The sequence below is a fragment of the Terasakiella sp. SH-1 genome, from assembly GCF_004564135.1.
GTDB lineage: Bacteria > Pseudomonadota > Alphaproteobacteria > Rhodospirillales > Terasakiellaceae > Terasakiella.
Map to the genome: position 1 here is coordinate 2,766,153 of NZ_CP038255.1, position 22,954 is coordinate 2,789,106.

The following is a 22,954-nucleotide window of genomic DNA, read 5'->3' on the forward strand; positions in this document are numbered from 1 at the left end:
GTGAATACAGGGATCACATTCAAAGAAGGATTATTGGACAAGCTGCCCGCCGTGCGTGGCCGCATAAGCGCCAATGCGCCTTTGGATAAGATTACCTGGTTCCGCGTCGGCGGTCCGGCCGAAGTCATGTTTCGCCCCGAAGATGCCCATGACCTTGCTTATTTCATTACCAATAAGCCTGCCGATGTGCCGCTAACCTTTATCGGGGTTGGGTCCAACCTGCTGGTGCGCGATGGCGGCATCCCCGGTGTGGTGGTGCGTCTGGGGCGCAATTTTGCAGAAATTACCGTTCAAGGTGACATGGTGATTGCCGGGGCGGGGGCCCTGGATGGCAATGTCGCCAAAGTCGCCCATGATAATTCTTTGGGCGGTTTAGAATTTCTTAGTGGTATTCCCGGCACAATAGGCGGTGCATTACGCATGAACGCAGGTGCTTATGGTCGGGAGATGAAAGACGTGCTGATTGACACAACCGTCATTTCACCAGAGGGCGAAGTTCAAACCCTCACACTGGATGAGTTGGGATATGGCTATCGTCATTGTGATTTGGGCAGTGACTGGACCTTCCTGTCTGCCCGCCTGAAAGGTACCCCGGTGGATCAAGAGACCATCGCCACTGAAATGCAGAAAATTCAAAACGCACGCGGCGATAGCCAACCGATCCGTTCCCGAACAGGCGGGTCGACCTTTGCCAACCCCGAAGGGCACAAGGCATGGCAACTCATTGATGCCGCGGGATGTCGCGGGCTGAAACGTGGCGGGGCACAGGTTTCTGAACAACATTGTAATTTCCTGCTCAACACAGGGGACGCCACAGCGGCGGACCTGGAAGGCTTGGGCGAAGAAGTACGCCAACGAGTAAAAGAGACCAGCGGTGTTGAACTGCGATGGGAAATTAAACGGATTGGACTGGAAAAAGGAGAAGACGCATGACCACACATGTTGCTGTCCTCATGGGCGGATGGTCCTCTGAGCGCGAAGTATCACTGGTGAGTGGGGCCGCTTGCGCCAAAGGTTTGCAAGAAGCAGGCTACAGCGTGACCACGGTTGATATCCAGCGTGATATGGGCACCTTGCTCACCCGTCTTTATCCCAAACCGGATGTCATCTTTAATGCGCTGCACGGCCCTTATGGCGAAGATGGCTGCATTCAGGGTTTCCTCAATATCATCAATATCCCCTACACCCATTCCGGTGTCATGGCATCTGCCATGGCAATGGACAAACCCATGGCCAAGCGCCTGTTTGAACAAGTCGGCATTCCATGTGCGAAACATATTATGGCAAAGCGCGATGATGTGCTCGCAGGTGATGTGATGGAACGCCCCTATGTCATCAAGCCCTCCAATGAAGGCTCCAGCGTTGGTGTGAAAGTGGTCTTTGAAGGTGACGAGCCACCCTTTTCCCATGATGATTGGCCTTATGGCGAAGAAGTCATGGTTGAACAATTTATCGCCGGGCGTGAACTGACTGTCGCCGTCATGGGCGATAAGGGTGCCTTGGGTGTTACAGAAATCGGCACGGACCATAAATTTTATGATTATGACGCCAAATATGCCGATGGCGGGTCCTGGCATGAAGTCCCTGCCAAAATTCCGGCAGATATTGAAAAGCGCGTCAAAGAACTCTCAGAACTGGCCCATAACACATTGGGCTGTCGCGGTGTCTCGCGTGCAGATTTCCGTTATGACGAGGAAAAGGGTGAACTTTATATTCTGGAAGTCAACACCCAACCAGGTATGACCCCAACCTCATTGGTACCTGAACAGGCCGCAGCGGCTGGGATTTCCTTCCCGAAACTGGTTGCCTGGATGGTGGAGGAAGCCCAATGCGACAGTTAAGCGTCAAACGCAAACCATTCTGGAAAAAACCACTCTTTCGCCCCATGGCCTTTGCCACTGCCATGGGGGTCACAGCGATCTTAATGATCTATGCTGTCAAGACAGGTATGGCTGACTTCGCCACCCTGCGCATGGAAACCGCCGCTGTCACAGCCAGCGCCGACAGCGGCTTTATCCTGAAAGACGTTTTGGTCGAGGGCCGTGAAAACACCCCGGCAGAAGATTTGCGTGCCGTAGTCAATCTCAACATTGACCAGCCCATCCTGAAAGTCGACCCCGTGATCTTGCGCCAACGCGTCGAGGCCCTGCCCTGGGTGGCAACCGCTTCGGTTGAACGCCAGCTGCCTGATGTGATCCATATCAAACTGAATGAGCACCGCCCTACAGCCATGTGGCAACATGATGGGACCTTCTCTCTTATCAACAAAGACGGGGAAGTGATCCTGACAGGCGGCGATGACATCAAGGTCTTTTCTCACCTGCCGCTGGTGGTTGGCAAAGGGGCACCCCCCCATGCCCAGCAGGTCCTCGCCATCCTGCGTTCAGAACCGGAATTAAACAAAAAGGTCAAAGCTGCCGTGCGTGTTTCTGAGCGTCGCTGGGACATTGCCATGGAAAACGGCATTTTTATCCGCCTGCCGGAAGATCACCCGGAAAAAGCCTGGTCTCGTCTGGCGATTTACAATAAACAACACGAAATTTTTGCCAAGAATCTGCAAAGCGTCGATATGAGACTGCCCGATCGAATTTTAGTGAAAATTGAAGGTTTGGAAACGATTCGTAAACCACTTATGGGGCAAGATACATAAAGGCTGCTGTCAAAATTCAGCCCCATGTTTTGAAATTGGAATGAAAACCGTGACGAAGAAAACCAGAAATGGCCTGATTGCCGCCCTGGATATTGGCACCACCAAGGTGTCCTGCTTCGTTGCGCGTGCCCAAAAAGATCAAAACATCGAAATCGTCGGCCTGTCCCACCAAATCGCCAACGGCCTGCGCCGTGGTGTCATTGTAGATATGGAAGCGGCTGAAAAATCCATTCGCTCTGCCGTTCATGTCGCCGAAGAAATGGCCGATGATACCATTGACAGTGTGATTGTTTCCCTATCCGGTGGTCATCCTGCTGCCACACTGCATGACGTGGAAACCAACGTTCATACCCAAAAGATCGAAGGTTTGGACATCATGCGCCTGTTTTCACAGGCACGTAGCCAAGGCCAGCTGCCAAAAGACCATGTGTTGCTGCACACCCTGCCAACAGAATTCAGCATCAATGGTGAAAGCGGTGTGCGCGACCCGCGTGGCATGGCCGGGGATCGTTTAAGTGTACGCATGAATTTGGTTTCAGCTAATTCCTCCACCGTTCAAAACCTCAAAACCTGTCTGGAACGCTGTCACTTAAGTGTGGAAGAAGAAGTGGTATCTTCTTATGCCACAGGTCTGGGCTGTCTGGTGGAAGATGAAATGAATTTGGGCTGCTGCGTTGTGGATATGGGCGGCGGCACCACAGACCTGGCAGTCTTTATTGACGGGTCCTTGGTCTATGTGGACAGTATCGCTGTGGGTGGATCCCAAGTCACTAACGATATTTCACGCGGGCTAAACACCCCTGTGGCCCATGCTGAACGCATGAAAACAAAATTCGGCAGCTGCCTGCCTGCGCCCAGTGATGATCATGAAATTTTGCGTGTCCCTGTTCTTGGGGAAGAAGATGATGCCGAAGGAACAACGGAATCCCGTTCCACACTCGTCAGTATCATCCAGCCGCGCCTTGAAGAAACATTTGAGCTGGTGCGCGAACGTCTGGAACATTCCGGTTTTGACAAGGCTATTGGCCGTCAGGTTGTCCTAACAGGCGGGGCTTCGCAATTGCGTGGTGTACCGGAACTGGCGTCACGCGTGCTCAGTAAACGTATTCGTCTGGCCCGCCCCCACCATTTACAGGGCTTGGCAGACGCAACAAGCGGACCGGAGTTTTCCACCTGCGTCGGTCTCTTAAAATATGCATTTGAGAAACAAGGGGTATGGCCGACAGGCTCCCCCCAATCCGGGCCAGACCCAAATAGTCTTTTTGGAAAATTTGGGCATTGGTTTAAACAAAATTTTTAAGTTTAGAATTTGTTTAGGATTTTAAGAGTAAACTACAATAACGGCTATTAACCGACATGAATAAGACGGAAATAGTCAGAACGATAACAAGGCAAGTCACACGTTGTTAAGTCGAAAGGGCAGATAGATATGGCTATCAACTTCCAAGCGCCGGAAAATCATCCGGCCCCGGTCCAGACAGGACCGCGCATTTCCGTCATCGGTGTCGGCGGTGCAGGCGGTAACGCTGTCAACAACATGATCCAATCCGCACTTGAAGGGGTTGAATTCGTTGTTGCCAACACAGATGCACAAGCACTGACCCAATCCAAATCCGATCATCGCATCCAGTTGGGTGCACAGCTGACATCCGGTCTGGGTGCAGGCTCTAAACCTGATGTTGGTCGCGATGCTGCACTTGAATCTATTGATGACATCATGCAGCAGATTGCAGGCTCCAACATGGTCTTCATCACCGCTGGCATGGGCGGCGGTACAGGCACAGGCGCAGCCCCTGTGATTGCACACGCCGCACGTGAAGCTGGCATCCTGACGGTAGGTGTTGTCACAAAACCCTTCCAGTTTGAAGGTGTGCACCGCATGCGTTTGGCCGAAGCCGGCATTTCGGAAATGCAAAAATATGTGGATACACTGATCGTGATCCCGAACCAGAATTTGTTCCGTATCGCAACGGAAAACACAACATTTGCAGAAGCCTTCCAAATGGCTGATGAAGTGCTGCATTCCGGTGTTCGCGGTGTGACTGACCTGATGGTTCGCCCCGGCATGATCAACCTTGACTTTTCTGACATCAAAACCGTGATGATGGAAATGGGCAAGGCCATGATGGGTACAGGCGAAGCCGAAGGCGAGCGTCGTGCAACCGAAGCTGCCGAAGCTGCCATTTCCAACCCGCTTCTGGATGATAGCTCCATGAAAGGGGCCAAAGGCGTTCTCATCAACATCACAGGCGGCATGGATATCTCGCTCTTTGAAGTTGACGAAGCAGCCAACCGTATCCGTGAAGAAGTTGACTCTGATGCCAACATCATCTTCGGGACAACATTGGATGAAACCCTGTCAGGTAAAATGCGTGTGTCCGTTGTGGCAACTGGCATTGATGTGATCGAAGCTGAAAACCCGCAGCCGCGTGTTCTTGATGTGGCTTCTGACATGGTAAAACCGCAAATGGCCCCAAAACCGGCACCCGCACCGGCACCGGCACCTATGGGACAAGCGGAAACAGCAGCAACAAACGTGGCCTCACGCGTTCTGTCCATGCAGTCTGTTGCACAGCCTGTAAACCAGCCCCAAGCCGTTGCCCAGCCTGTTGAACAACCTGTTGCCCAGCAACCGAACCCGGCAACAATGGCAGAACAGGTCAGCCGACGTATCCAGAATACATTGCGCGAACCGCAAGCCGCTGAAATGCCCCAGCAAGAAGCACGTACACCTTATATCCCGCCAGCAGCCGTCCAAGCACCTGCGGCTGACGAGCCTATGATTGCTACAAGCCCTTTTGCCAAAAAGGTTGAAGAAGCTGTTGAACACAATCTAGCGGAACAACCGATTGAAGAAGAAAAGCCTGCCGGGGGCCTGTTTGGCCGCATTACAGGTTTCTCCCGTGCCCCGAAACCCAAGGAAGCACCAAGTGCTGAAATTCATGAAATGTCGCAGCCAAGTCTGGACATTTCCCCGGCAGACCGCCCGGTGACATCTCAGCATGCCGGTGAAGATGATTTGCTTGACATTCCGGCGTTCTTGCGTCGCCAAGCAAACTAAGGTCTGAATCTGCCTTTTCAGACCTGAACGGGTCACACCGTTCAAACAACGTGACTTGAAAGCCGATTTCTTGGTGAAACACATTTTTGTGCGATCCATGAAATCGGCTTTTTTATTAATAACTTACATACTATTACGCTTGTAACAAAACGTAACAAAGGTTGATTTGAGTTCTGTCTATGAAGCGCGTAATAATGCATCCTAGAAAATTAGAGATAAGGGTTTTCCCTTAAACAAACAGGTGACAGAGACGTTATGACAAATATTAAAAACCAGAACGCAACAACGGCCCTTCGTCAAAAAACCCTCAAGACAGCGATTAACTGTTCCGGCATTGCCCTGCATTCTGGTGAAAAAGTCTCCATTACCCTGAAACCTGCCCAAGCCGATAGCGGGGTGGTATTCAAACGTGTTGATATTGCTGGTAAAGGCGCTGAGATCAAAGCGACTTACGACAATGTGATTGAAACCACGCTTTGTACAAAAATTGGCAACGCTGATGGTATCAGTGTTGCGACTATTGAACATCTGATGGCTGCACTGGCAGGCTGCGGCATTGACAATCTGCTGGTTGAAATCAATGGCCCGGAAATGCCTGTCATGGATGGTAGTTCGGCCCCGTTTGTGTTCCTGATTGAATGTGCCGGCGTGAAAGAACTGGATGCGCCGCGCAAAGCCATTCGTATTGAAAAACCTGTCAGCGTTGAAGACAAAGGCCGTTTTGCCGGCTTCCAGCCTTGTGAAGGCAGCATCTTTGATTTCACAATTGATTTTGATGACCCGACCATCGCCCAGCAACAACAGACCGTTCACATGGGCCGTGGCATTTTTAAAGAAGAACTTTCCCGTGCACGCACTTTCTGCCGCCTGCAGGAAGTTGAATATATGCGGGCCAATGGTCTGGCCCGTGGCGGTTCACTTGACAATGCGGTTGTGGTGAGTGCAGATGGGGTCATGAACGAAGGTGGCCTTCGTTTTGACAATGAATTTGTCCGTCACAAAATTCTGGATGCCGTCGGTGACATCTCTCTGGCTGGTCTGCCGATCATTGGCCGCTACACAGGCATTTGTTCCGGCCACTACCTGAACAACCAGCTGCTTCACGCCCTGATGGCAAATCAGGATGCCTGGTCCATCGTGCCAATGACAGCTGATGATTTGAACGCCGCTTACAGCGAACAGCGCAAAGTCGCAAAATCGGCCTAATCCATAAAGTCGTAGCCCCGCATTCATTTTGCGGGGTTATTTTTGTTTATGCCTTAAATTTTATTAGATTTGCATAGAGACAAAAGCCAAAAAATTGATATAGTCAGCCCTAACACGTTCATATTGAGACTGACAGAACTTCAATGAAACTGATTAAGAAAAAATCCGTCCTTCATCTGGCTGCCCCCCTATTGGTGGCTGCTGTTCTTAGCGCCTGTTCCAGCCCCCAGAAAGAACAGGACGAATATACAGAAAGCCCGGTCGAACAGCTTTATAACGATGCCCACAACAAAATGCTGGCTGGTGAATTTGAAGAGGCTGCAAAAAAGTTTGATGAAGTTGAACGTCAGCACCCCTATTCCATCTGGGCAACCAAATCCCAGTTGATGGCAGCTTATTCCCATTATGAAAATGAGAAATACGACGAAGCCGTCATCGCCCTTGACCGCTTCATCCAATTGCACCCCTCCAACAAAGATGTGCCTTATGCCACTTATCTGAAGGGCCTGTCCTATTATGAACAGATTTCAGATGTAGGCCGTGACCAAATGATGACGGACTTGGCGCAAAAGTCTTTCCGCGAGCTGATCAAACGCTATCCCACCAGCAAATATGCCCGTGATGCGCGCCTGAAACTTGATCTGACTTTTGATCATCTGGCAGGCAAGGAAATGGAGATTGGGCGCTATTATACATCGCGTAACCAATGTATTGCCGCCCTTGCCCGTTTCAAAACCGTGGTACAGAAATACGATACGACGACACATGTGCCAGAAGCCCTGCATCGCATGATTGAATGTTACCTGCAACTGGGTCTGGATGATGAAGCCCGACGTACGGCTGCCGTACTTGGCCATAACTTCCCCGGTTCTGAATGGTATGTGGACACCTATCAGATTGTAGAGCGCAAACGCATCAAGGATAAGGAAGAGCCGAGCTGGTACTGGCCCTTTGAAAAGAAAGATGCACTGGAAGTTCTGGAAGAACAGGACGGACAAAAGGCTGAAGACTTGCGCCCGGCTGATGAACAAGGCGAACAGCCCGTCAAAGAAGAGAAACCTTGGTATAACTTCTGGGATTAATGGGCATTACCGATGCTTCACCGTCTTAGCATTCGCGACATCGTTCTCATCGACAAACTGAATGTGGATTTCAAAAACGGCCTGTGTGTCCTGACCGGGGAAACAGGGGCCGGTAAATCCATCTTGCTTGACAGTCTCGGCCTTGCCTTGGGTGCACGGGCCGACAGTGGTCTTGTCCGTCATGGCAGTGAGAAGGGCAGTGTCAGTGCCGAATTTGACCTTCCCCATAATCACCCGTTCTGGACCTTGCTGGAAGAACAAGACATTGAACCCGAAGATACCTTGGTGCTGCGCCGTGTGGTCAATGCCGATGGGCGCTCACGGGCCTATATCAATGATCAGCCTGTCAGTGTCTCCCTGCTCAAACAGGCCGGTCGGGCGCTTGTGGAAATTCATGGTCAATTTGATACACAGGGCTTGCTGAACCCTGTCACACACCGTGGTCTTCTGGATGCCTTTGGCAACTTGACAACGCTGGCAGCGCAGACGAAATCCGCCTTTCGGACTTGGCAAAAACTGGAAAAAGAACGTCTTGAGGCCGAAGCCGCCCTTGAAAAAGCGCGCGCAGATGAAGAATACCTGCGCCATATGGTCGAAGAACTGTCCGCCCTTGCTCCACAAGAAGGCGAAGAAGAGGATTTAGCCGCCCAGCGTCAAATGATGATGCATGGTGAAAAGCTGCTGGAAGGTCTGAAACAAGCCCATGGCGACCTGACCGCCAATAAAGGTGTGGAGACCATGATGCGCAATGCGCTTCGTCATCTGGAACGCATTTCTGAAAAGGCGGAAGGAAAACTGGACGAAGTGATCGAAGTTCTGGACAAAGCGTCAGAATATACCTCCATGGGGATTCAGGCCCTGGAACGCGCCAGCAATGACGTCGATCTTGACCCCCGCCATCTGGAAGCTGTGGAAGAACGCCTGTTTGCCTTGCGCGCCGCAGCCCGTAAACATGATGTACCTGTTACGGAACTCCCCAGCTTAAAAGATAAATTCGAAGCTCAACTCAATGCGGTGGAAGCAGGCGACAGCGCACTACGTGAGTTGCGTGAAAAAGAACAACAGGCCCGCAACAATTTCACTGACATTGCCACCAAACTGGGTGATCAACGTCGCGCTGTTGCCCAAAAACTGGACGGGGCAGTGAATGGAGAACTTTCCCCGCTTAAACTGGGCGGGGCCACTTTCGGTACAACCATTGAAAAACTGGACCAGGCCGACTGGAATGAAACAGGCTGTGACAAGATCGCCTTTGAAATTTCCACGAACCCCGGCGCCCCCCTTGGCCCTATTGCCAAGGTCGCTTCCGGCGGGGAACTATCGCGTTTCATGCTCGCCTTAAAAGTAGTTCTGGCCGCAGCCGATCCCATCCCGACCCTTGTGTTTGACGAGGTTGATGCCGGCATTGGCGGGGCAACAGCTGCTGCGGTGGGGGAACGTCTGGGCAAGCTGGCTCAGGATGTTCAAGTCCTCGTCGTCACCCACTCCCCACAAGTCGGGGCACGGGGCAATCATCACTTGCGCGTTTCCAAAGCCGAACATGGCGGCCGGGTCACATCGACCATTCGCCCACTGGATGATGAAGAACGCACCGAAGAAATCGCCCGCATGATTTCCGGTGAACAAATCACCCTTGAGGCCCGCGCCGCAGCCGATACGCTGCTGAATGCAGTATAGACCAACATATCGTCCTCGCAGATGCGGGGACCTTCCGAACCATACAAGAGATCCCCGCATCTGCGAGGATGACGATTAAGGCAAAACCCATGGCGATCCAATCTTTACGCACCCTTCCTGTTGAAGACCTGACCGAATTTGATGCTTATACCGAGCTTAAGGCTCTGGCTCAGGAAATTGCGGCCCATGATAAAGCCTATTATCAGGAAGATACGCCTAAAATCAGTGATGCGGACTATGACGCCTTGCGCCAACGCAATATGGCAATCGAAGAAAAGTTTCCGCACCTGAAACGCAAAGACAGCCCAACAGATAAGGTCGGTACCCCTGTGCAGTCCGCCTTTTCCAAGATCACCCATGCGGTGCCTATGTTATCGCTTGGCAATGCCTTTAACCAGGATGATGTGCAGGATTTTATCGACCGCGTGCGCCGTTTTCTTGGTCTGGGCGAGGGTGAGCAGGTTGACATTGTGGCCGAACCGAAAATCGACGGGCTCTCTATTTCGCTACGCTATGAAAAGGGGCGCTTCAAACATGCTGTCACCCGTGGCGATGGCGCCGTTGGCGAAGATGTCACTCAAAATGTCCTGACCATGAAAGAAATCCCACTCAACCTGCCCGATGATGCACCGGATATCGTCGAAATCCGGGGGGAAATTTATATGGCGAAAGATGAGTTCGAAGAATTAAATCGCCAGCAAGAAGCAGCTGGAGCCAAAGTCTTTGCCAACCCGCGCAATGCGGCCGCAGGCTCGCTTCGTCAACTGGATACGTCCATTACCGCCAAGCGCCCGTTGCGCATCTTCGCCTATGCCTGGGGAGAACTCAGTGTTCCCGTAGCAGATAGCCAGATGAGTGTGATTGAAAAGTTCAAAGACTGGGGCTTTCCGGTCAACCCGCTGACCAAGACCTGTGCCAGTCTGGATGAGATCATGGCACTTTATAACCAGATCAATGAAGACCGCCCTGAACTATCTTACGATATCGACGGGGTGGTGTATAAGGTCAACCGTTTGGACTGGCAGGAACGTCTGGGGATGGTGACGCGCAGCCCACGTTGGGCCATTGCCCATAAATTCCCGGCTGAGAAAGCCCAGACCCTGCTGGAGGCCATTGACGTACAGGTAGGTCGAACAGGCAAGCTGACCCCCGTGGCCCGCCTGAAACCCGTCACTGTGGGCGGTGTGGTTGTTTCCAACGCCACACTGCATAATGCTGATGAGATTGAACGCCTTGACGTGCGTGTGGGCGACACCGTCATGATCCAGCGGGCCGGTGACGTCATCCCACAAGTGGTGGAAGTGGTCAAAAGCAAACGCCCGGATGAGAGCACCCCTTACATATTCGAAGAAAAATGCCCCATTTGTGACAGCCATGCCACCCGCGAAGAAGGCGAAGTGGATTATCGCTGTACAGGCGGATTGGTCTGCGGGGCACAGGCTGTAGAGCGGCTGAAACATTTTGTCTCGCGCAATGCCTTTGATATGGATGGCGTTGGGGCCAAGAATATTGAAAAATTCTGGGAAAAAGGACTTGTCAAAACCCCTGCTGACATTTTCCGCCTTAGCGATCATGAAGACACCATCGCCAAATGGGAAGGCTGGAAAGAAAAATCCATTGCAAACCTCAAAACCTCCATTGAAGAACGCCGTACCATTGGGCTGGACCGCTTCATCTATGCTTTAGGCATCCGTCAGGTTGGACAAGCCACAGCCAAAACGCTGGCGAAAAACTATCTCAGCTTTACCACATGGCAAGATGCCATGATTGCTGCACAGGATAAAGAAAGCACGGCCTATCAGGACCTGATCGCCATTGACGGTATTGGAGAGGCCATGGCTCAGGATTTGATTGATTTCTTTGAAGAAGACCATAACCGTGAGGTCATGACAGACCTTCATGAACAGCTGAACATCGAAGATTTCGTCGCCCCCCAAACTGATGATAGTCCAGTCGCGGGAAAAACCGTGGTCTTTACCGGAACCCTGGTAACGATGACCCGTTCAGAAGCAAAAGCAAAAGCTGAAAGTCTGGGGGCAAAAGTTTCAGGATCCGTCTCTAAAAAAACGGATTATGTGGTCGCCGGCGAGAGTGCTGGCTCAAAGCTGAAAAAAGCACAAGACCTGGGCGTAAGCGTATTAAGCGAAGAAGATTGGCATAATTTAACATCAAACTTGTAACCTCTCACCCAAATGGGTGAGGATTCGCGACTCTTTTACACATATCTTTTCCTATAAGGCGCTTATACAAAAGAAATATAGGATAAAAGAATGTGTGCATCGCGGCTAACATTCTCAGAAGATCTGGACCTGGATGACCCCTGTGTCATTGCCACCCAACTTTATGAAAGACAGGGCTATCTGAGGGCCCTTGATACGGTTGCCAGCTATATCCATGCTGCTGGTAATGAAACCGAGCGCAGGGAATGGCTCCTCATCGCCACTGAAATCAAGAAAATGGGCAAAACGGATATCCAGCAGGTCCAAACTGGCTTGCGTTGACTATTTGCCTTTATGCCTGATCACATCAGCCTGTAAACAGGCTGTTTTTGCGTGTTGCGGACAATCAACAACATGATCATTCACCATCCCAATGGCTTGTAAATAGGCATATACAGTTGTTGTCCCTACAAATTTAAAGCCCCGTTTTTTTAAGTCTTTGGCAATCTTGTCGGAAAGCTCCGTCTTTGAGGGAACCTCTTTCAAGCTGTTCCGTACATGACCAAGGGGAACATAATCAACAAAAGACCAGATATAGTGACTGAACGAACCAAACTCTTTTTGAATGGCGATAATCGCATGGGCATTGTTAAGCGTCGCGGCAATTTTTTGGCGATGGCGTACAATTCCTTCAAACTGTAAAAGTCGTTCAATATCATCCTCCCCCATTTGAGATACTTTGGCGATATCAAAATGATGAAAAGCCTCACGATACCCTTCACGTTTAGCCAACACCGTGCTCCAGCTTAGGCCGGATTGCGCACTTTCCAGTGTAATCATTTCAAAATGCTGGGCATCTTCAAAAACAGGTACGCCCCATTCCTTATCATGATACGCTTGATCACGCGGTGTTTTTTGCGCCCATGTACAACCCGACATCACATCTCCCTTCTTTTCCCCTAATCGGCAACGCAGACTTCACATCTAATTAAAGCGATCACCGTGCGCACCGTTAAAGCTGCAATCACAGCAAAAGTAATTGCATACAGGGTTGCCGCCCCGTGCAGGAAAAACACCTGCCCGGTAAGCTCCCCCATCAAGTTAGTCGCAGCTGTAAAGGCAGCCAAGGGGAAAGTATAGGCCCACCACGACATGGCAAATTTAATACGCAGCATGCGGCGCACCTGAAAGGTCAGCAATAGAAAGAAAAAGGCAGCCCAGTAATAAATCAGACGGCCAAACACATCCAATTCCCCGACAAGCTGAATATAGGCAACAAAACCAATGCTGGGGGGAGCCAGTAAAATAAAGAGCGTGGGCAACAGCTTTTCTGGCATTGGGTTATGGAATACCAAACGGTTCATAATCAAAATCAGCAAAATGCCCCAGAACATCAGCCCCCAGGAAAAGAAAAACCAGGAGATTTCTGCCGGAGCATGCTGTACCCCAACAACTGGGACAATGATATTGCCCACTGCCGGGATAAACCACGCAGGTGTACTATGAACGATTTCATAACGGGTATGGGTGATCCAGCTGTTGATGATAGCCATGGAGAGGAAGAACTGGAAAAAACACCCGGTGCCCCAGAGAAAGAAAGACAAGCGCTCATTGATGGGGAAAAAGGCAGTGCCTAATAAAAGCAGGCTGATACTGGCCGCTGGGAAAAAACTGATTTTAATCGGGTGGTTCCAATCTGCCAACACAGCAGCCGGATACTTCAACGATTTCAGCGTATAGGTCGCCAGAATCGCAATATAAATTGCCAAAGACAAATACGCCAACACCGTGAAGACAAGCCCCGTTCCATTCCAAAGCCAATCCATCTTATGGGTAATCAGCGTCAGCCCCGACAGCCCCATTGTGGTGGCAAACATCGGGATGGGGAAATATTGCAGTTTACTGTGTTGTTCTTCAGACATGATATGCAACTCTGAGCTTATTATATATAAATCAAACCTTATCCTGAGAACCAGAATTATGCAATCAAACAGCACAGTGCATTGCGTTTTATCAATGTTAATGACATAAAAAAAGAGCCCCCAAAATGGAGACTCTTTTTAAGATGCGATTGTCGAGATGACGATTGCTTAGTTGCTCAGTTGACCTGAGAGTTGGGCAATGGCATCGTCGATCATAGCATTGGCTTGTGTCGCATTGATGCTTTCTGACAAAAGTTGTTCAGAAGCAGCAATCGCAACATTTGTTGCCAGTGCCTGCACTTCAGCGATTGCCGTTGCTTCAGCCTGTGCAATACGGGCTTGGGCAGCAGCTTCACGGCGCTTCAGAGCATTTTCAAGATCAGTTTTCGACTTAGCTTCCAGGCGAGCTGCTTCTTCTTTCGCACGCTGCAGGATTTTCGCGGCTTCTTCTTCCGCTTCCTGCTGCTTGCGTTTGTAAGAAGCCAGGAGTTCCTGAGCTTCTTCGCGAAGTTTTTCAGCTTCGTCCAGCTGCGCTTTAATCGTATCGGCGCGATCATCCAGTGCAGTCCCCAGCATACGACCTACTGGTTTTGCAACGAGGACCATCAAGGTGATGAATGCCAAAGCGACCCAGAAAGTCGGATCGTGGAACATACCGCCTTCAGCGCCTGCGCCAGATGCGGCGTGTGCGACAGAAATCATCAGTTTGTCTCCATTGCTTTAGCAACAGCGGCAGAAACCGCTGCATCGTCTACAGAAACACCAGAGAGTTTCTCAACAGTTGCTTTCGCAACGTCGCCAGAAACCTCAGAAATGTTTGCGAGCGCCTTGTCTTTTGCTTCCGCGATGCGGGCTTCTGCTTCAGAAAGCTTGGCATCCAGCTTGGCAGCCAGCTCGTCTTGAGCTTTCGCCTGAGCCGCGTTCGCCTGATCAATAACTGCTTTCACAGCATCTTGAGCGTTTGAACGAGCTTCAGCCAGAGACTTTTCATAAGCTTCTGCAGCTTCTTCCGCTTCTTTCTTCAAAGCGGCAGCCTTTTCCAGGTTTTCGTCGATGCGTGTTTGACGCTCTTCAAGAACCTCGGCAATGCGCGGCAAAGCCACTTTAGCCATGAGGAAATACATAGCTAAAAAGGTGATAACAAGCCAAACAATTTGCGGGGCAAAAAGGCTTATATCTAACTGTGGCATAATGCGCTCCTTCCAAAAAAGTTCGAAAGGTTACTGAATGAACAGCAACCTATGAAACTTAACTCTCGACTTCTTATGTGAAGAGGATCAGGAAGGAGATGAGCAGTGCGTACAGAGCAACCGCTTCCACGAGTGCGAAGCCAAGCATAGCCAGGCCGAATACTTGTGAACGAGCAGCAGGGTTGCGAGCAACAGAGCCGATCAGAGAAGAGAAGATGTTACCAATACCAGCACCAACGCCAGACAGGCCGATTACAGCCAGACCAGCACCGATCATTTTAGCAGCAGCGAGTTCCATAGATCTAAATCCTATAAGAAAAGTAAAAAATGAAAGACTGAGGGTCTCGAGCTTCGTCATCACCTGAAGTCAACGAAACCCACCGTCTTGCGAGAAACCTATACTAAGTTGCTTAGGCTTAGTGCAGGTGAATGGAGTCGTTCAGATAGATACAAGTCAGTACGGCAAATACGTACGCTTGCAAGAACGCCACCAAGAATTCGAAGCCTGTCAGCGCCACATCAATGGCAAACGGTGCCCAACCGCCGATGAAACCAAGCGGAATAATGAAGCCAGCAAATACTTTCATCATTGTGTGACCAGCTGTCATGTTCGCAAACAAACGAATAGACAGGGATACCGGGCGAGACAGGTAAGAGATAATTTCAATCGGTACCAGCAGCGGAAGCATAACTTTCGGAACGCCACCGGGAACGAAGAATGTAAAGAAGTGCATGCCGTGGCGCGCAATACCGATCAGCGTCACACCGATAAACACAGCCATCGCCAGTGTGAATGTCACAGCGATGTGGGATGTGAAGGTGAAGCTGTAAGGCAGCAGGCCAAGGAAGTTCCCGAACAGAATGAACATGAACAATGTGAAGATGATCGGGAAGTACTTGGCGCCTTCTTTCCCGACGTTGTCACGGACCATGTCGGCAACGAAGCTGTAGCAAAGCTCAGCCATGGACTGCCAGCGACCCGGAACCAGTGAGCGTTTGCCCATGCCCATGATCAGGAAGATAGAAACCACGGCGACGGTCGCAACCATCATGAAGCCAGAGTTTGTGAAAGACGCATCGATACCAGCGATGTTGATCTCAGGACCGATATTCTTAATGTCAAATTGCGCGAGTGGAGATGCCACGGTGCCCTCATCTTTGCCCAATTATGGGCTAATCCTTTAAAGTGTCGTCTTTTTCACGCGGTTCAAAGTTATCTTTATAGCCAGCGGCCATCCCTAGACCCTGAACAGTGCGAAAAACGTTCATAATTCCGGCTGCTGCGCCCAAGAAGAAGAACAGAACCATCAGCCACGGTTTCGTGTCGAACACATAATGGTCCAACGCGTAGCCAATTGCCACCCCTACAGCCAGACCTGAAATAAGGTCCGCGCCGCAACGCAAGGCAAGTCCTAACCCTTTCGGCGGTTCGTTGGTCGGTGCCTTCAAACCACGAGGCGCAATAGAATGATCCTGCGCCTGCTTCAGACGGGTGTCGAACTCGTCCAGTTCAGAGGGTTTCTTATCGTCATTACTCATTAATTTTATCCCCAAAAGCCGGGGTCAAATTGAGCAAGAGATTGATGATCCCCCCACTTCTCGACTCATAAGCCGAAGTGCGTCGCAACATATATAGGGAGCCCCCCCATGTCAAGGCTGGAAAACCCGCCTATAACCCATTGTAAACAAAAGTGAAAAAGTGGAATTACCAGTTATATTTCCGTGGTAGAAGGCAGGAATCGCGATCTTCTCTCAATTTCGCAAAAAAGATTCCCTTGAATTTTCAAATATTCGTAAACCAAAAGGAACTTTGAAATTAAATGACTTTAACTAATCCAAATGCCACTGGCTTTGGGTTTTTCTTCATCATTGAAGGTGATGGTAATGATGAAGTCATTTTTGCTTTTGGTGAAACGTGCCTTATAGATGAAACCGATACGGCCATCGCGATGGATTGTGGTCAGGAAGTGTTTTTCCGCCAAGGTGCCCATGGTTTTGCCGATATTTTTCTGATTGCGCAGAAAATCATCTTTGGTGATATTATCTTTCAGCGTCGCCTCAAAGCTGGCACAAAAGCCGTCATAATCCCCTTCATCCTGAGCTTTTAGGATGGAGTCGACAATCGGGCTGACACGAGTGAGGGCTTCTTTTTCATTGTTACCGAGTTTGCCAAAATACGTTTCCATGGGTTTTCCTTTCTTAAGTTGCCTATGGCTATGATGGGTTTTCGCTCAAAATTCAACCCTTTCCTTACAGCAAACTATGACTTTTAAAGCTGTAATACCCCTTTCGACTGACGATCACATGATCATGGAGTTCAAGGCTTAAAGGTCGCGCAATGTCACGAATGCGTTTGGTCATGTCGATATCCGCCCGCGAAGGCGTTGTATCGCCACTAGGGTGGTTATGCACCATGATCAGCGCTGATGCTTCCAGTTCAAGGGCACGTTTGATCACTTCACGTGGATAAACCGGTGTATGATCAATCGTGCCGCGTTGCTGAAGTTCATCGGCAATCAGAACATTTTTGCGATTAAGATAGAGAACACGAAACTGTTCCACCCCGTGATAGGCCATGGAGGCACGGCAATAATCCAACAACGTTTGCCAGGAAGATAAAACAGGCTTGTTCAACACCTGCTCCTGTGCCAAACGTATCGCCCCGGCCTGACTGGCTTTTAGGGAACAAACGGCTGCTTCCCCCAAACCATCTTCCAGTAATAATGTTCTGGGGTCTGCGGAAATGACATCGGCAAAACTGCCAAAGCTTTTGATCAAGCGCTTGGCAAGTGGCTTGACATCCCCACGCGGAATTGCCCCAAACAATAACAGTTCCAACAATTCATAATCATGGAGAGCCTCGCCACCTGATTTTAAAAACCGTTCACGCAAACGTTTTCGATGACCGACATAATGGGGGATTTCACTCACAACAACCTCATTTCTCTTCATGTTAATGAGGCTATGAAAGGAACAGGGCGTTTTTAAATCGCCTTGATCATGGTGCTGGCTTTTTCAACCAGTTTATTCAGCGCCAAGACGACAACCTTGGTGCTATAGCCAAAGATAAAGGCCAACAGTTCCGGAGCCGCAAAATGCTTTCCATTTCCTCCTGCCGCTGCGGCTCCCTCGTTAAAGAAGAGAGAAATCACCACGAAGGAAACGATGATTGCCAACAGGAAATGAATGCAAAAACTTATTACATGAAAAAGTCCGTTCTTTTCTTTTTTCAGGACACTTTCATACGTTCTTGTCAGCAACAAAGCAAAGGCACCAAAGACACTGAAAACCACCATCTTCACCTTTTCCTGATCCTTCAGACCAAAGATGCTGTTATCCGCTTTCACAAAAGTATAGGCAAAATACCCAACGATCACGAGCAACACAATCCCGATAATGGCTTGTAACCATTTGCTCAACGGCCGGGTCAAAGAACGTTCCAGATCAAGAAAACGATCATAGATATCCCAGAATTTTACATCGTCTTCCTCAAGAGGGGTCAGCTCTTTTTTTAATTCCAGACACTTGCTTTGCAAGTCACGGATTTTTGTCCGCGAGAACGTCGATTCTGATTTACATCGGGAAAACTGGATAAGCTTGTCGATTTCCACCATCAAGTCGTCTTTTGTGTCAATCGCCTGCACCGATTGCCCCGTATTCGCAGCAGCTTTTGTATCTGACATCCCAAGAGTTCCCTTCTTTAACAAAGGTGTGTTTTGCATCATAAAACAACCTTGAAAAAAAGGTAACGGACTCTCAATTAAAAATCAAGATCGTGACGTGTTTCTAAAAAATCTCGAACCCTTGCTGACCATTCTGATCCGGTGAAAGATGTTCGGGGAAATCATTGGCATTATTGATGATCAAATCTTCGATGAAATATTTAAAATCACCCGAACTCAATTCTTCCTGATCAAACTGTAAATGCACACCGTTACCTGACTGTTGAATGACCGTTGCATTGACATTAACGTCAAAATCACCCGGCGAGATCACCACATGCTGGCGGTCTTCAAATTGGGGCATCTCATCGCTTTTAATAAAGCAGCCCCCCAGAGAAATATTTTCAATTGTCGTCTGGATTTTACGGTCGCCCAAATGCACAAGTGCATGGGAATCAATGGTGAAACGTTCATGAGCCCGCAGGTTATTTTGCGCCGATAGCGTCAAATCATTAATGATGATTTTCATGCGGCGTGTCATATGATGAACAACCTGATTCGCCAAACCTGACGTCTCAACAATTTTCTCACTCAGATGGGTTTCATTGGCGACTTCATTGGCAACTTCTTCATTCTTAATGCGCAAACTATCCATCGCCTGATCCACATGGGTAATGGTCGTGGCAATTTCAGAGGTTGCTGCACTTTGTTCAAGGGCTGCCTGGGCAACTTGCTGTGTGATCTTTTCAATTTCACCGACAACAGCCTCAATTTCATGCATGGCCCCCAGGGTCGATTCCGTCTCTCCCTGAATATCCTGAATATGGTTGCCAATTTCCGTCGTCGCCTTGGCCGTTTCAGTTGCGAGTTTTTTCACCTCACTGGCCACAACGCTAAAGCCTTTGCCCGCTTCACCTGCACGTGCAGCTTCAATCGTGGCATTCATTGCCAACATATTGGTCTGATCTGCAATTTCAGCGATAATGCGCACAAAATTACGGATTTGGTTTACAGAGGAGGAAAGCCCTTCCACGGTATTCAAGGCAGTCCGTGTTGTCTCAACCGACTTATGAGACGTCTGTTGCAAATCCTTGCTTAACCCATCAACCTGCGTATTGCTTTGAGATAAGCGGTCTGTATGTTCAACGACCGTATTAATGCCCTGATTGGCATTCTCAGATAATGTCACCAGATCATGGGTCAATGACGCAATTGATTTGGATGACTGGCTGATTTCCCTGGTGACATATTCCATCACGGAAACATTCTGACCGATATCGGCTGTGGATTGCTTAAAGCGCATATCCAACATTTCAGCAATGTTGAGGAAACGTTCACGCAAGAGATCTTCAAGAAACAGTTCTTTATTTACAAAAACTTCCTCTTTATCCGTGTCATTGCCACCTGTGGAAACGGATGCTTCTTCAACGACAGTCGGTGCACTGGGGACCTTTTGACTTTGGGTAGACAAACGCACCGAGGTCCCAATAAAGGCCAAGAAACAAACTGCCAGCACAGCTGCACTGACATATGAATTTTCAGAACTAATAATAAAAACAGCAGCCAAAAGCCACAGCGCTGCATTCAGCCAGATATACTGTCTTATCGCGTAAACCATTGTATCCCTATAGATCCCCATCTATTGATGTTTTGTATAAAGGAAAATGGGCAATTTGTAATGATGTTTCTAACCTGTCAAAATCCTTAAGGGGAATTACTGGTAAGGCGGCTTGTCCCAGCCTTTATCAGAAAGCGTGAAAATTTCACATCCTTCAGCCGTCACACCAATGGAATGTTCAAACTGGGCAGAAAGGGAACGGTCCCGCGTCACTGCTGTCCAACCATCAGACAGGATTTTAATATCGTATTTGCCTGCATTGATCATTGGTTCAATCGTAAAGAACATGCCTTCTTGCAAAATAGGCCCCTCATCAGGGTTGCCATCAGCGTAATGAAGAACATTAGGCGCATCATGGAAAACCTTACCCAAACCATGACCACAGAAATCTCGCACGATAGAATAGCGAAAAGATTCCGCATAAGTTTGAATCGCATGACCAATACGGTTTAAGGGAACGCCCGGCTTTACCTGCCCAATTCCCAACATCAGGGCTTCATAGGTGACATCCACCAGCTTGTTGGCTTTGACCTTGGTTTTTCCCACAGGGAACATGCGCGATGTATCCCCATACCAGCCATCTAAAATAGTGGTGACATCAATATTAACGATATCGCCTTCCACCAGTTTTTTATCACCGGGAATGCCGTGACAGACCACATGGTTGATAGAAGTACAAATGGATTTCGGAAAACCGCGATAATTCAACGGTGCACAAATCGCCCCATGATCGGTAATAAAATCATGACACAGCTTGTCCAATTCCCCTGTTGTCACACCGGGTTTGACATAAGGGGTGATAAAATCCAGTGTTTGGGCAGCCAGCTTGCCAGATTTGCGCATGCCTTCAAAATCTTCGGGCTTGTGAATTTTAATCGGTCCGCGGGCCATGTGTTTTCCTTATGCTTTCACCATCACCCTTCTAAAGAAGGAAGGGCTATGTCTTCTATGATGCAGTTGTTGTTAGACCAATTCCTATAAAAATGCAACCGGAACGGGGGTTGTGATACTGATCTCTTCCGGGGTGACATCACATTGATAACAAATCACCTCGACCCCGCGCTTTAACGCATTTTTCAGTTCTTCATCATAGGCCGGGTCAATATCGCGTGCAATGTCCATCACCGTGCAATCTGGGCGCTGTACCAGATAAAACATTACCGAACGATGACCTTCTTCCACCATATCGCCAAGTTCGCGCAAATGTTTTGCCCCGCGCGATGTCACCGCATCGGGAAAATCCGCGTTATCGCCTCGACGAAGCGTCACGTTTTTAACCTCCACATAACATTTCGGCTTATCGTCATCTTCCAACAACACATCAATACGGGAATTCTGGCCGTATTTCACTTCACGGCGCAGGTTGGCATATCCCGTCAATTCCTTGATCTGACCTGCTAAAATAGCCTCTTCAACAATCTTGTTGGGATGGCCTGTGTTGATGCCCACATTATGACCGTCAACCTCAACAATTTCCCAGGTGAACTTCAATTTGCGTTTTGGGTTATTGCTGGGGGACAGCCAAACAGTGGCCCCAGCCTCTTTAACCGACAACATGGAGCCTGAATTGGCACAATGGGCGGTGACAACCTCACCATTTTCCAGTTCCACATCGGCCAAAAAACGTTTGTAACGCTTAATCAGTTTGCCTTTGATCAGTTCGGTTTCAAATTTCATCTTATTGCTCTTTTCCTGTCAAAATATGTTCGGCTACACCTAAGGCATCCGCAAGTTTTTGAGTATCTGCACTGCTGCCTGCACCGGGTTTAAGCGGTTTTTGCTGGCTGGGATCATCTTTCCAGGCGGTCATGAACATCACCTGAAATGTCGCAGGCACACGCCCGTCATCACCTGTAAATTCTTCCATATATTTTTGCATGGCGCTAAAGATCAACGCACGCTTGGTAAAGTTTTTGCGCCGTTCCAGCACCTTGTTATTTTCGCCCATGCCCTTTAGGTCTTTGAGCAACTTCATCGGATTTTCATAACGCACATCAAGGGCATCTGCATCCACCACAGGCAGGGTAAAGCCTGCACGTTGTAACAACATACCTGCATCGCGCACATCGGCAAAAGGCGAGATACGCGGGCTCATGCCCCCATCCACATCCATCTCAGCCTGCCCAAGGCATTGGCGCAATTCGCGCAAGGTCTCAATGCCGAACATCGTGCCAATAAACAATCCATCGGGTTTCAGGCAACGATTAATTTGTAACAAGGCACCGGGGAGATCATTGGTCCAATGCAAACTGAGATTGGACACAATCAGATCAAAGCTATTGGGCGCAAACGGCAAAAACTCTTCATCTGCAACAAGGCTTAGGGCCTGATGCTCCCCTGCCCGTTTGATCATTTTCTCAGACAAGTCACACTGGATGACCTGTTTCACCTTGGGGTAGTTTTCCAGCACATGGGCGACTTCACCACCATGACACCCAATATCGAGGGCCAAGGGGAAATCACGGATCACATCATCCAGGCGGTCACACAGACGCAACGCAACTTCTTTATGCAAGAAATCGAAATCCGGCCAGTTTTGGGCTGCACGCTCGCGATGTTCACGCACCAGCTTGCGATCAAACACAGTCATGATTTCAAGATCGGACATAAAAACGGCCTCAACCATCCATAGGGAATGAAAAGACATAAGCAGCAAACAGTCAGACGTCAAATCCAAATGGGCATAATCACCAAAGTTTTAGATCTTCTCCTCCCCCCGCGTTGTAT

Annotated in this window: 24 protein-coding genes; 10 read left to right on the top strand and 14 right to left on the bottom strand. The window is 49.3% G+C overall.

Annotation, left to right across the window (positions count from 1 at the left end):
* From murB to E4K71_RS13020, 10 genes are all read left to right on the top strand, one after another.
* A complete protein-coding gene (gene murB / locus E4K71_RS12975) occupies positions 1 to 933 on the top strand; it encodes a UDP-N-acetylmuramate dehydrogenase (protein WP_135080221.1) in 933 nt (310 codons plus the stop codon).
* Positions 930 to 1,841, top strand: a complete 912-nt coding sequence (locus E4K71_RS12980; protein ID WP_135080223.1) for a D-alanine--D-alanine ligase — start codon at positions 930 to 932, stop codon at positions 1,839 to 1,841. Before murB ends, E4K71_RS12980 begins: the two co-directional genes overlap by 4 nt.
* Positions 1,829 to 2,650 carry a cell division protein FtsQ/DivIB gene (locus tag E4K71_RS12985; RefSeq protein ID WP_135080225.1) on the top strand — a complete coding sequence of 274 codons (822 nt, stop codon included), beginning with the start codon at positions 1,829 to 1,831 and terminating at the stop codon, positions 2,648 to 2,650. Before E4K71_RS12980 ends, E4K71_RS12985 begins: the two co-directional genes overlap by 13 nt.
* Positions 2,651 to 2,699: 49 nt before the next feature.
* Positions 2,700 to 3,950 (top strand): cell division protein FtsA, encoded by a 1,251-nt coding sequence (ftsA, locus tag E4K71_RS12990; RefSeq protein WP_240796806.1) that lies wholly within the window; start codon positions 2,700 to 2,702, stop codon positions 3,948 to 3,950.
* 129 nt (positions 3,951 to 4,079) lie between these two features.
* Positions 4,080 to 5,711 (top strand): cell division protein FtsZ, encoded by a 1,632-nt coding sequence (gene ftsZ, locus E4K71_RS12995; protein WP_135080229.1) that lies wholly within the window; start codon positions 4,080 to 4,082, stop codon positions 5,709 to 5,711.
* 255 nt (positions 5,712 to 5,966) lie between these two features.
* Entirely contained in the window at positions 5,967 to 6,917 is a 951-nt protein-coding gene (lpxC, locus tag E4K71_RS13000) for a UDP-3-O-acyl-N-acetylglucosamine deacetylase (RefSeq protein ID WP_135080231.1), read from the top strand.
* Positions 6,918 to 7,060: 143 nt separating this feature from the next.
* Positions 7,061 to 7,999, top strand: a complete 939-nt coding sequence (locus E4K71_RS13005) for an outer membrane protein assembly factor BamD (RefSeq protein ID WP_135080233.1) — start codon at positions 7,061 to 7,063, stop codon at positions 7,997 to 7,999.
* A 12-nt stretch (positions 8,000 to 8,011) separates the two neighbouring features.
* Entirely contained in the window at positions 8,012 to 9,676 is a 1,665-nt protein-coding gene (gene recN, locus E4K71_RS13010) for a DNA repair protein RecN (RefSeq protein WP_135080235.1), read from the top strand.
* 89 nt (positions 9,677 to 9,765) lie between these two features.
* A complete protein-coding gene (gene ligA / locus E4K71_RS13015) occupies positions 9,766 to 11,856 on the top strand; it encodes an NAD-dependent DNA ligase LigA (protein WP_206201908.1) in 2,091 nt (696 codons plus the stop codon).
* Positions 11,857 to 11,946: 90 nt separating this feature from the next.
* Positions 11,947 to 12,177, top strand: a complete 231-nt coding sequence (locus tag E4K71_RS13020) for a hypothetical protein (protein WP_135080239.1) — start codon at positions 11,947 to 11,949, stop codon at positions 12,175 to 12,177.
* Here the strand turns inward: E4K71_RS13020 and E4K71_RS13025 are convergent, their stop codons facing one another.
* The 14 genes from E4K71_RS13025 to E4K71_RS13090 all read right to left on the bottom strand — a co-directional run bounded on the left by E4K71_RS13025 (position 12,178) and on the right by E4K71_RS13090 (position 22,835).
* Positions 12,178 to 12,774, bottom strand: coding sequence for a DNA-3-methyladenine glycosylase I (locus E4K71_RS13025; protein WP_135080241.1), 597 nt, complete (start codon positions 12,772 to 12,774; stop codon positions 12,178 to 12,180). It lies immediately after the preceding gene.
* Between the two features lie 20 nt (positions 12,775 to 12,794).
* Positions 12,795 to 13,757 carry an SLAC1 anion channel family protein gene (locus tag E4K71_RS13030; RefSeq protein WP_240796807.1) on the bottom strand — a complete coding sequence of 321 codons (963 nt, stop codon included), beginning with the start codon at positions 13,755 to 13,757 and terminating at the stop codon, positions 12,795 to 12,797.
* A 168-nt stretch (positions 13,758 to 13,925) separates the two neighbouring features.
* The gene (locus E4K71_RS13035; RefSeq protein ID WP_135080243.1) at positions 13,926 to 14,459 is read right to left on the bottom strand and encodes a F0F1 ATP synthase subunit B; all 534 of its coding nucleotides are present in this window, start codon (positions 14,457 to 14,459) and stop codon (positions 13,926 to 13,928) included.
* Complete coding sequence (locus tag E4K71_RS13040) at positions 14,459 to 14,947, bottom strand: F0F1 ATP synthase subunit B' (protein WP_135080245.1); 489 nt, start codon at positions 14,945 to 14,947, stop codon at positions 14,459 to 14,461. Before E4K71_RS13040 ends, E4K71_RS13035 begins: the two co-directional genes overlap by 1 nt.
* 73 nt (positions 14,948 to 15,020) lie before the next feature.
* A complete protein-coding gene (locus E4K71_RS13045; RefSeq protein WP_069189405.1) occupies positions 15,021 to 15,245 on the bottom strand; it encodes an ATP synthase subunit C family protein in 225 nt (74 codons plus the stop codon).
* Between the two features lie 118 nt (positions 15,246 to 15,363).
* The gene (locus E4K71_RS13050) at positions 15,364 to 16,092 is read right to left on the bottom strand and encodes a F0F1 ATP synthase subunit A (protein WP_135080247.1); all 729 of its coding nucleotides are present in this window, start codon (positions 16,090 to 16,092) and stop codon (positions 15,364 to 15,366) included.
* A gap of 28 nt (positions 16,093 to 16,120) precedes the next feature.
* On the bottom strand, positions 16,121 to 16,486 hold the full coding sequence (locus E4K71_RS13055; RefSeq protein ID WP_135080249.1) for an AtpZ/AtpI family protein: 366 nt from the start codon (positions 16,484 to 16,486) through the stop codon (positions 16,121 to 16,123).
* 287 nt (positions 16,487 to 16,773) lie between these two features.
* Positions 16,774 to 17,133, bottom strand: coding sequence for a DUF3887 domain-containing protein (locus E4K71_RS13060; RefSeq protein WP_135080251.1), 360 nt, complete (start codon positions 17,131 to 17,133; stop codon positions 16,774 to 16,776).
* A gap of 64 nt (positions 17,134 to 17,197) precedes the next feature.
* Positions 17,198 to 17,878: a DNA repair protein RadC gene (gene radC / locus E4K71_RS13065; RefSeq protein ID WP_346504502.1), complete on the bottom strand. Its 681-nt coding sequence runs from the start codon at positions 17,876 to 17,878 to the stop codon at positions 17,198 to 17,200.
* A 53-nt stretch (positions 17,879 to 17,931) separates the two neighbouring features.
* A complete protein-coding gene (locus E4K71_RS13070) occupies positions 17,932 to 18,630 on the bottom strand; it encodes a hypothetical protein (protein ID WP_135080255.1) in 699 nt (232 codons plus the stop codon).
* 103 nt (positions 18,631 to 18,733) lie between these two features.
* Positions 18,734 to 20,227: a methyl-accepting chemotaxis protein gene (locus E4K71_RS13075; protein ID WP_167730537.1), complete on the bottom strand. Its 1,494-nt coding sequence runs from the start codon at positions 20,225 to 20,227 to the stop codon at positions 18,734 to 18,736.
* Positions 20,228 to 20,323: 96 nt separating this feature from the next.
* Positions 20,324 to 21,118 (bottom strand): type I methionyl aminopeptidase, encoded by a 795-nt coding sequence (map, locus tag E4K71_RS13080; protein WP_135080259.1) that lies wholly within the window; start codon positions 21,116 to 21,118, stop codon positions 20,324 to 20,326.
* An 84-nt stretch (positions 21,119 to 21,202) separates the two neighbouring features.
* Positions 21,203 to 21,904, bottom strand: a complete 702-nt coding sequence (sfsA, locus tag E4K71_RS13085; protein ID WP_135080261.1) for a DNA/RNA nuclease SfsA — start codon at positions 21,902 to 21,904, stop codon at positions 21,203 to 21,205.
* 1 nt (position 21,905) lies between these two features.
* The gene (locus tag E4K71_RS13090; RefSeq protein ID WP_135080263.1) at positions 21,906 to 22,835 is read right to left on the bottom strand and encodes a methyltransferase domain-containing protein; all 930 of its coding nucleotides are present in this window, start codon (positions 22,833 to 22,835) and stop codon (positions 21,906 to 21,908) included.
* Positions 22,836 to 22,954 lie beyond the last annotated feature (119 nt).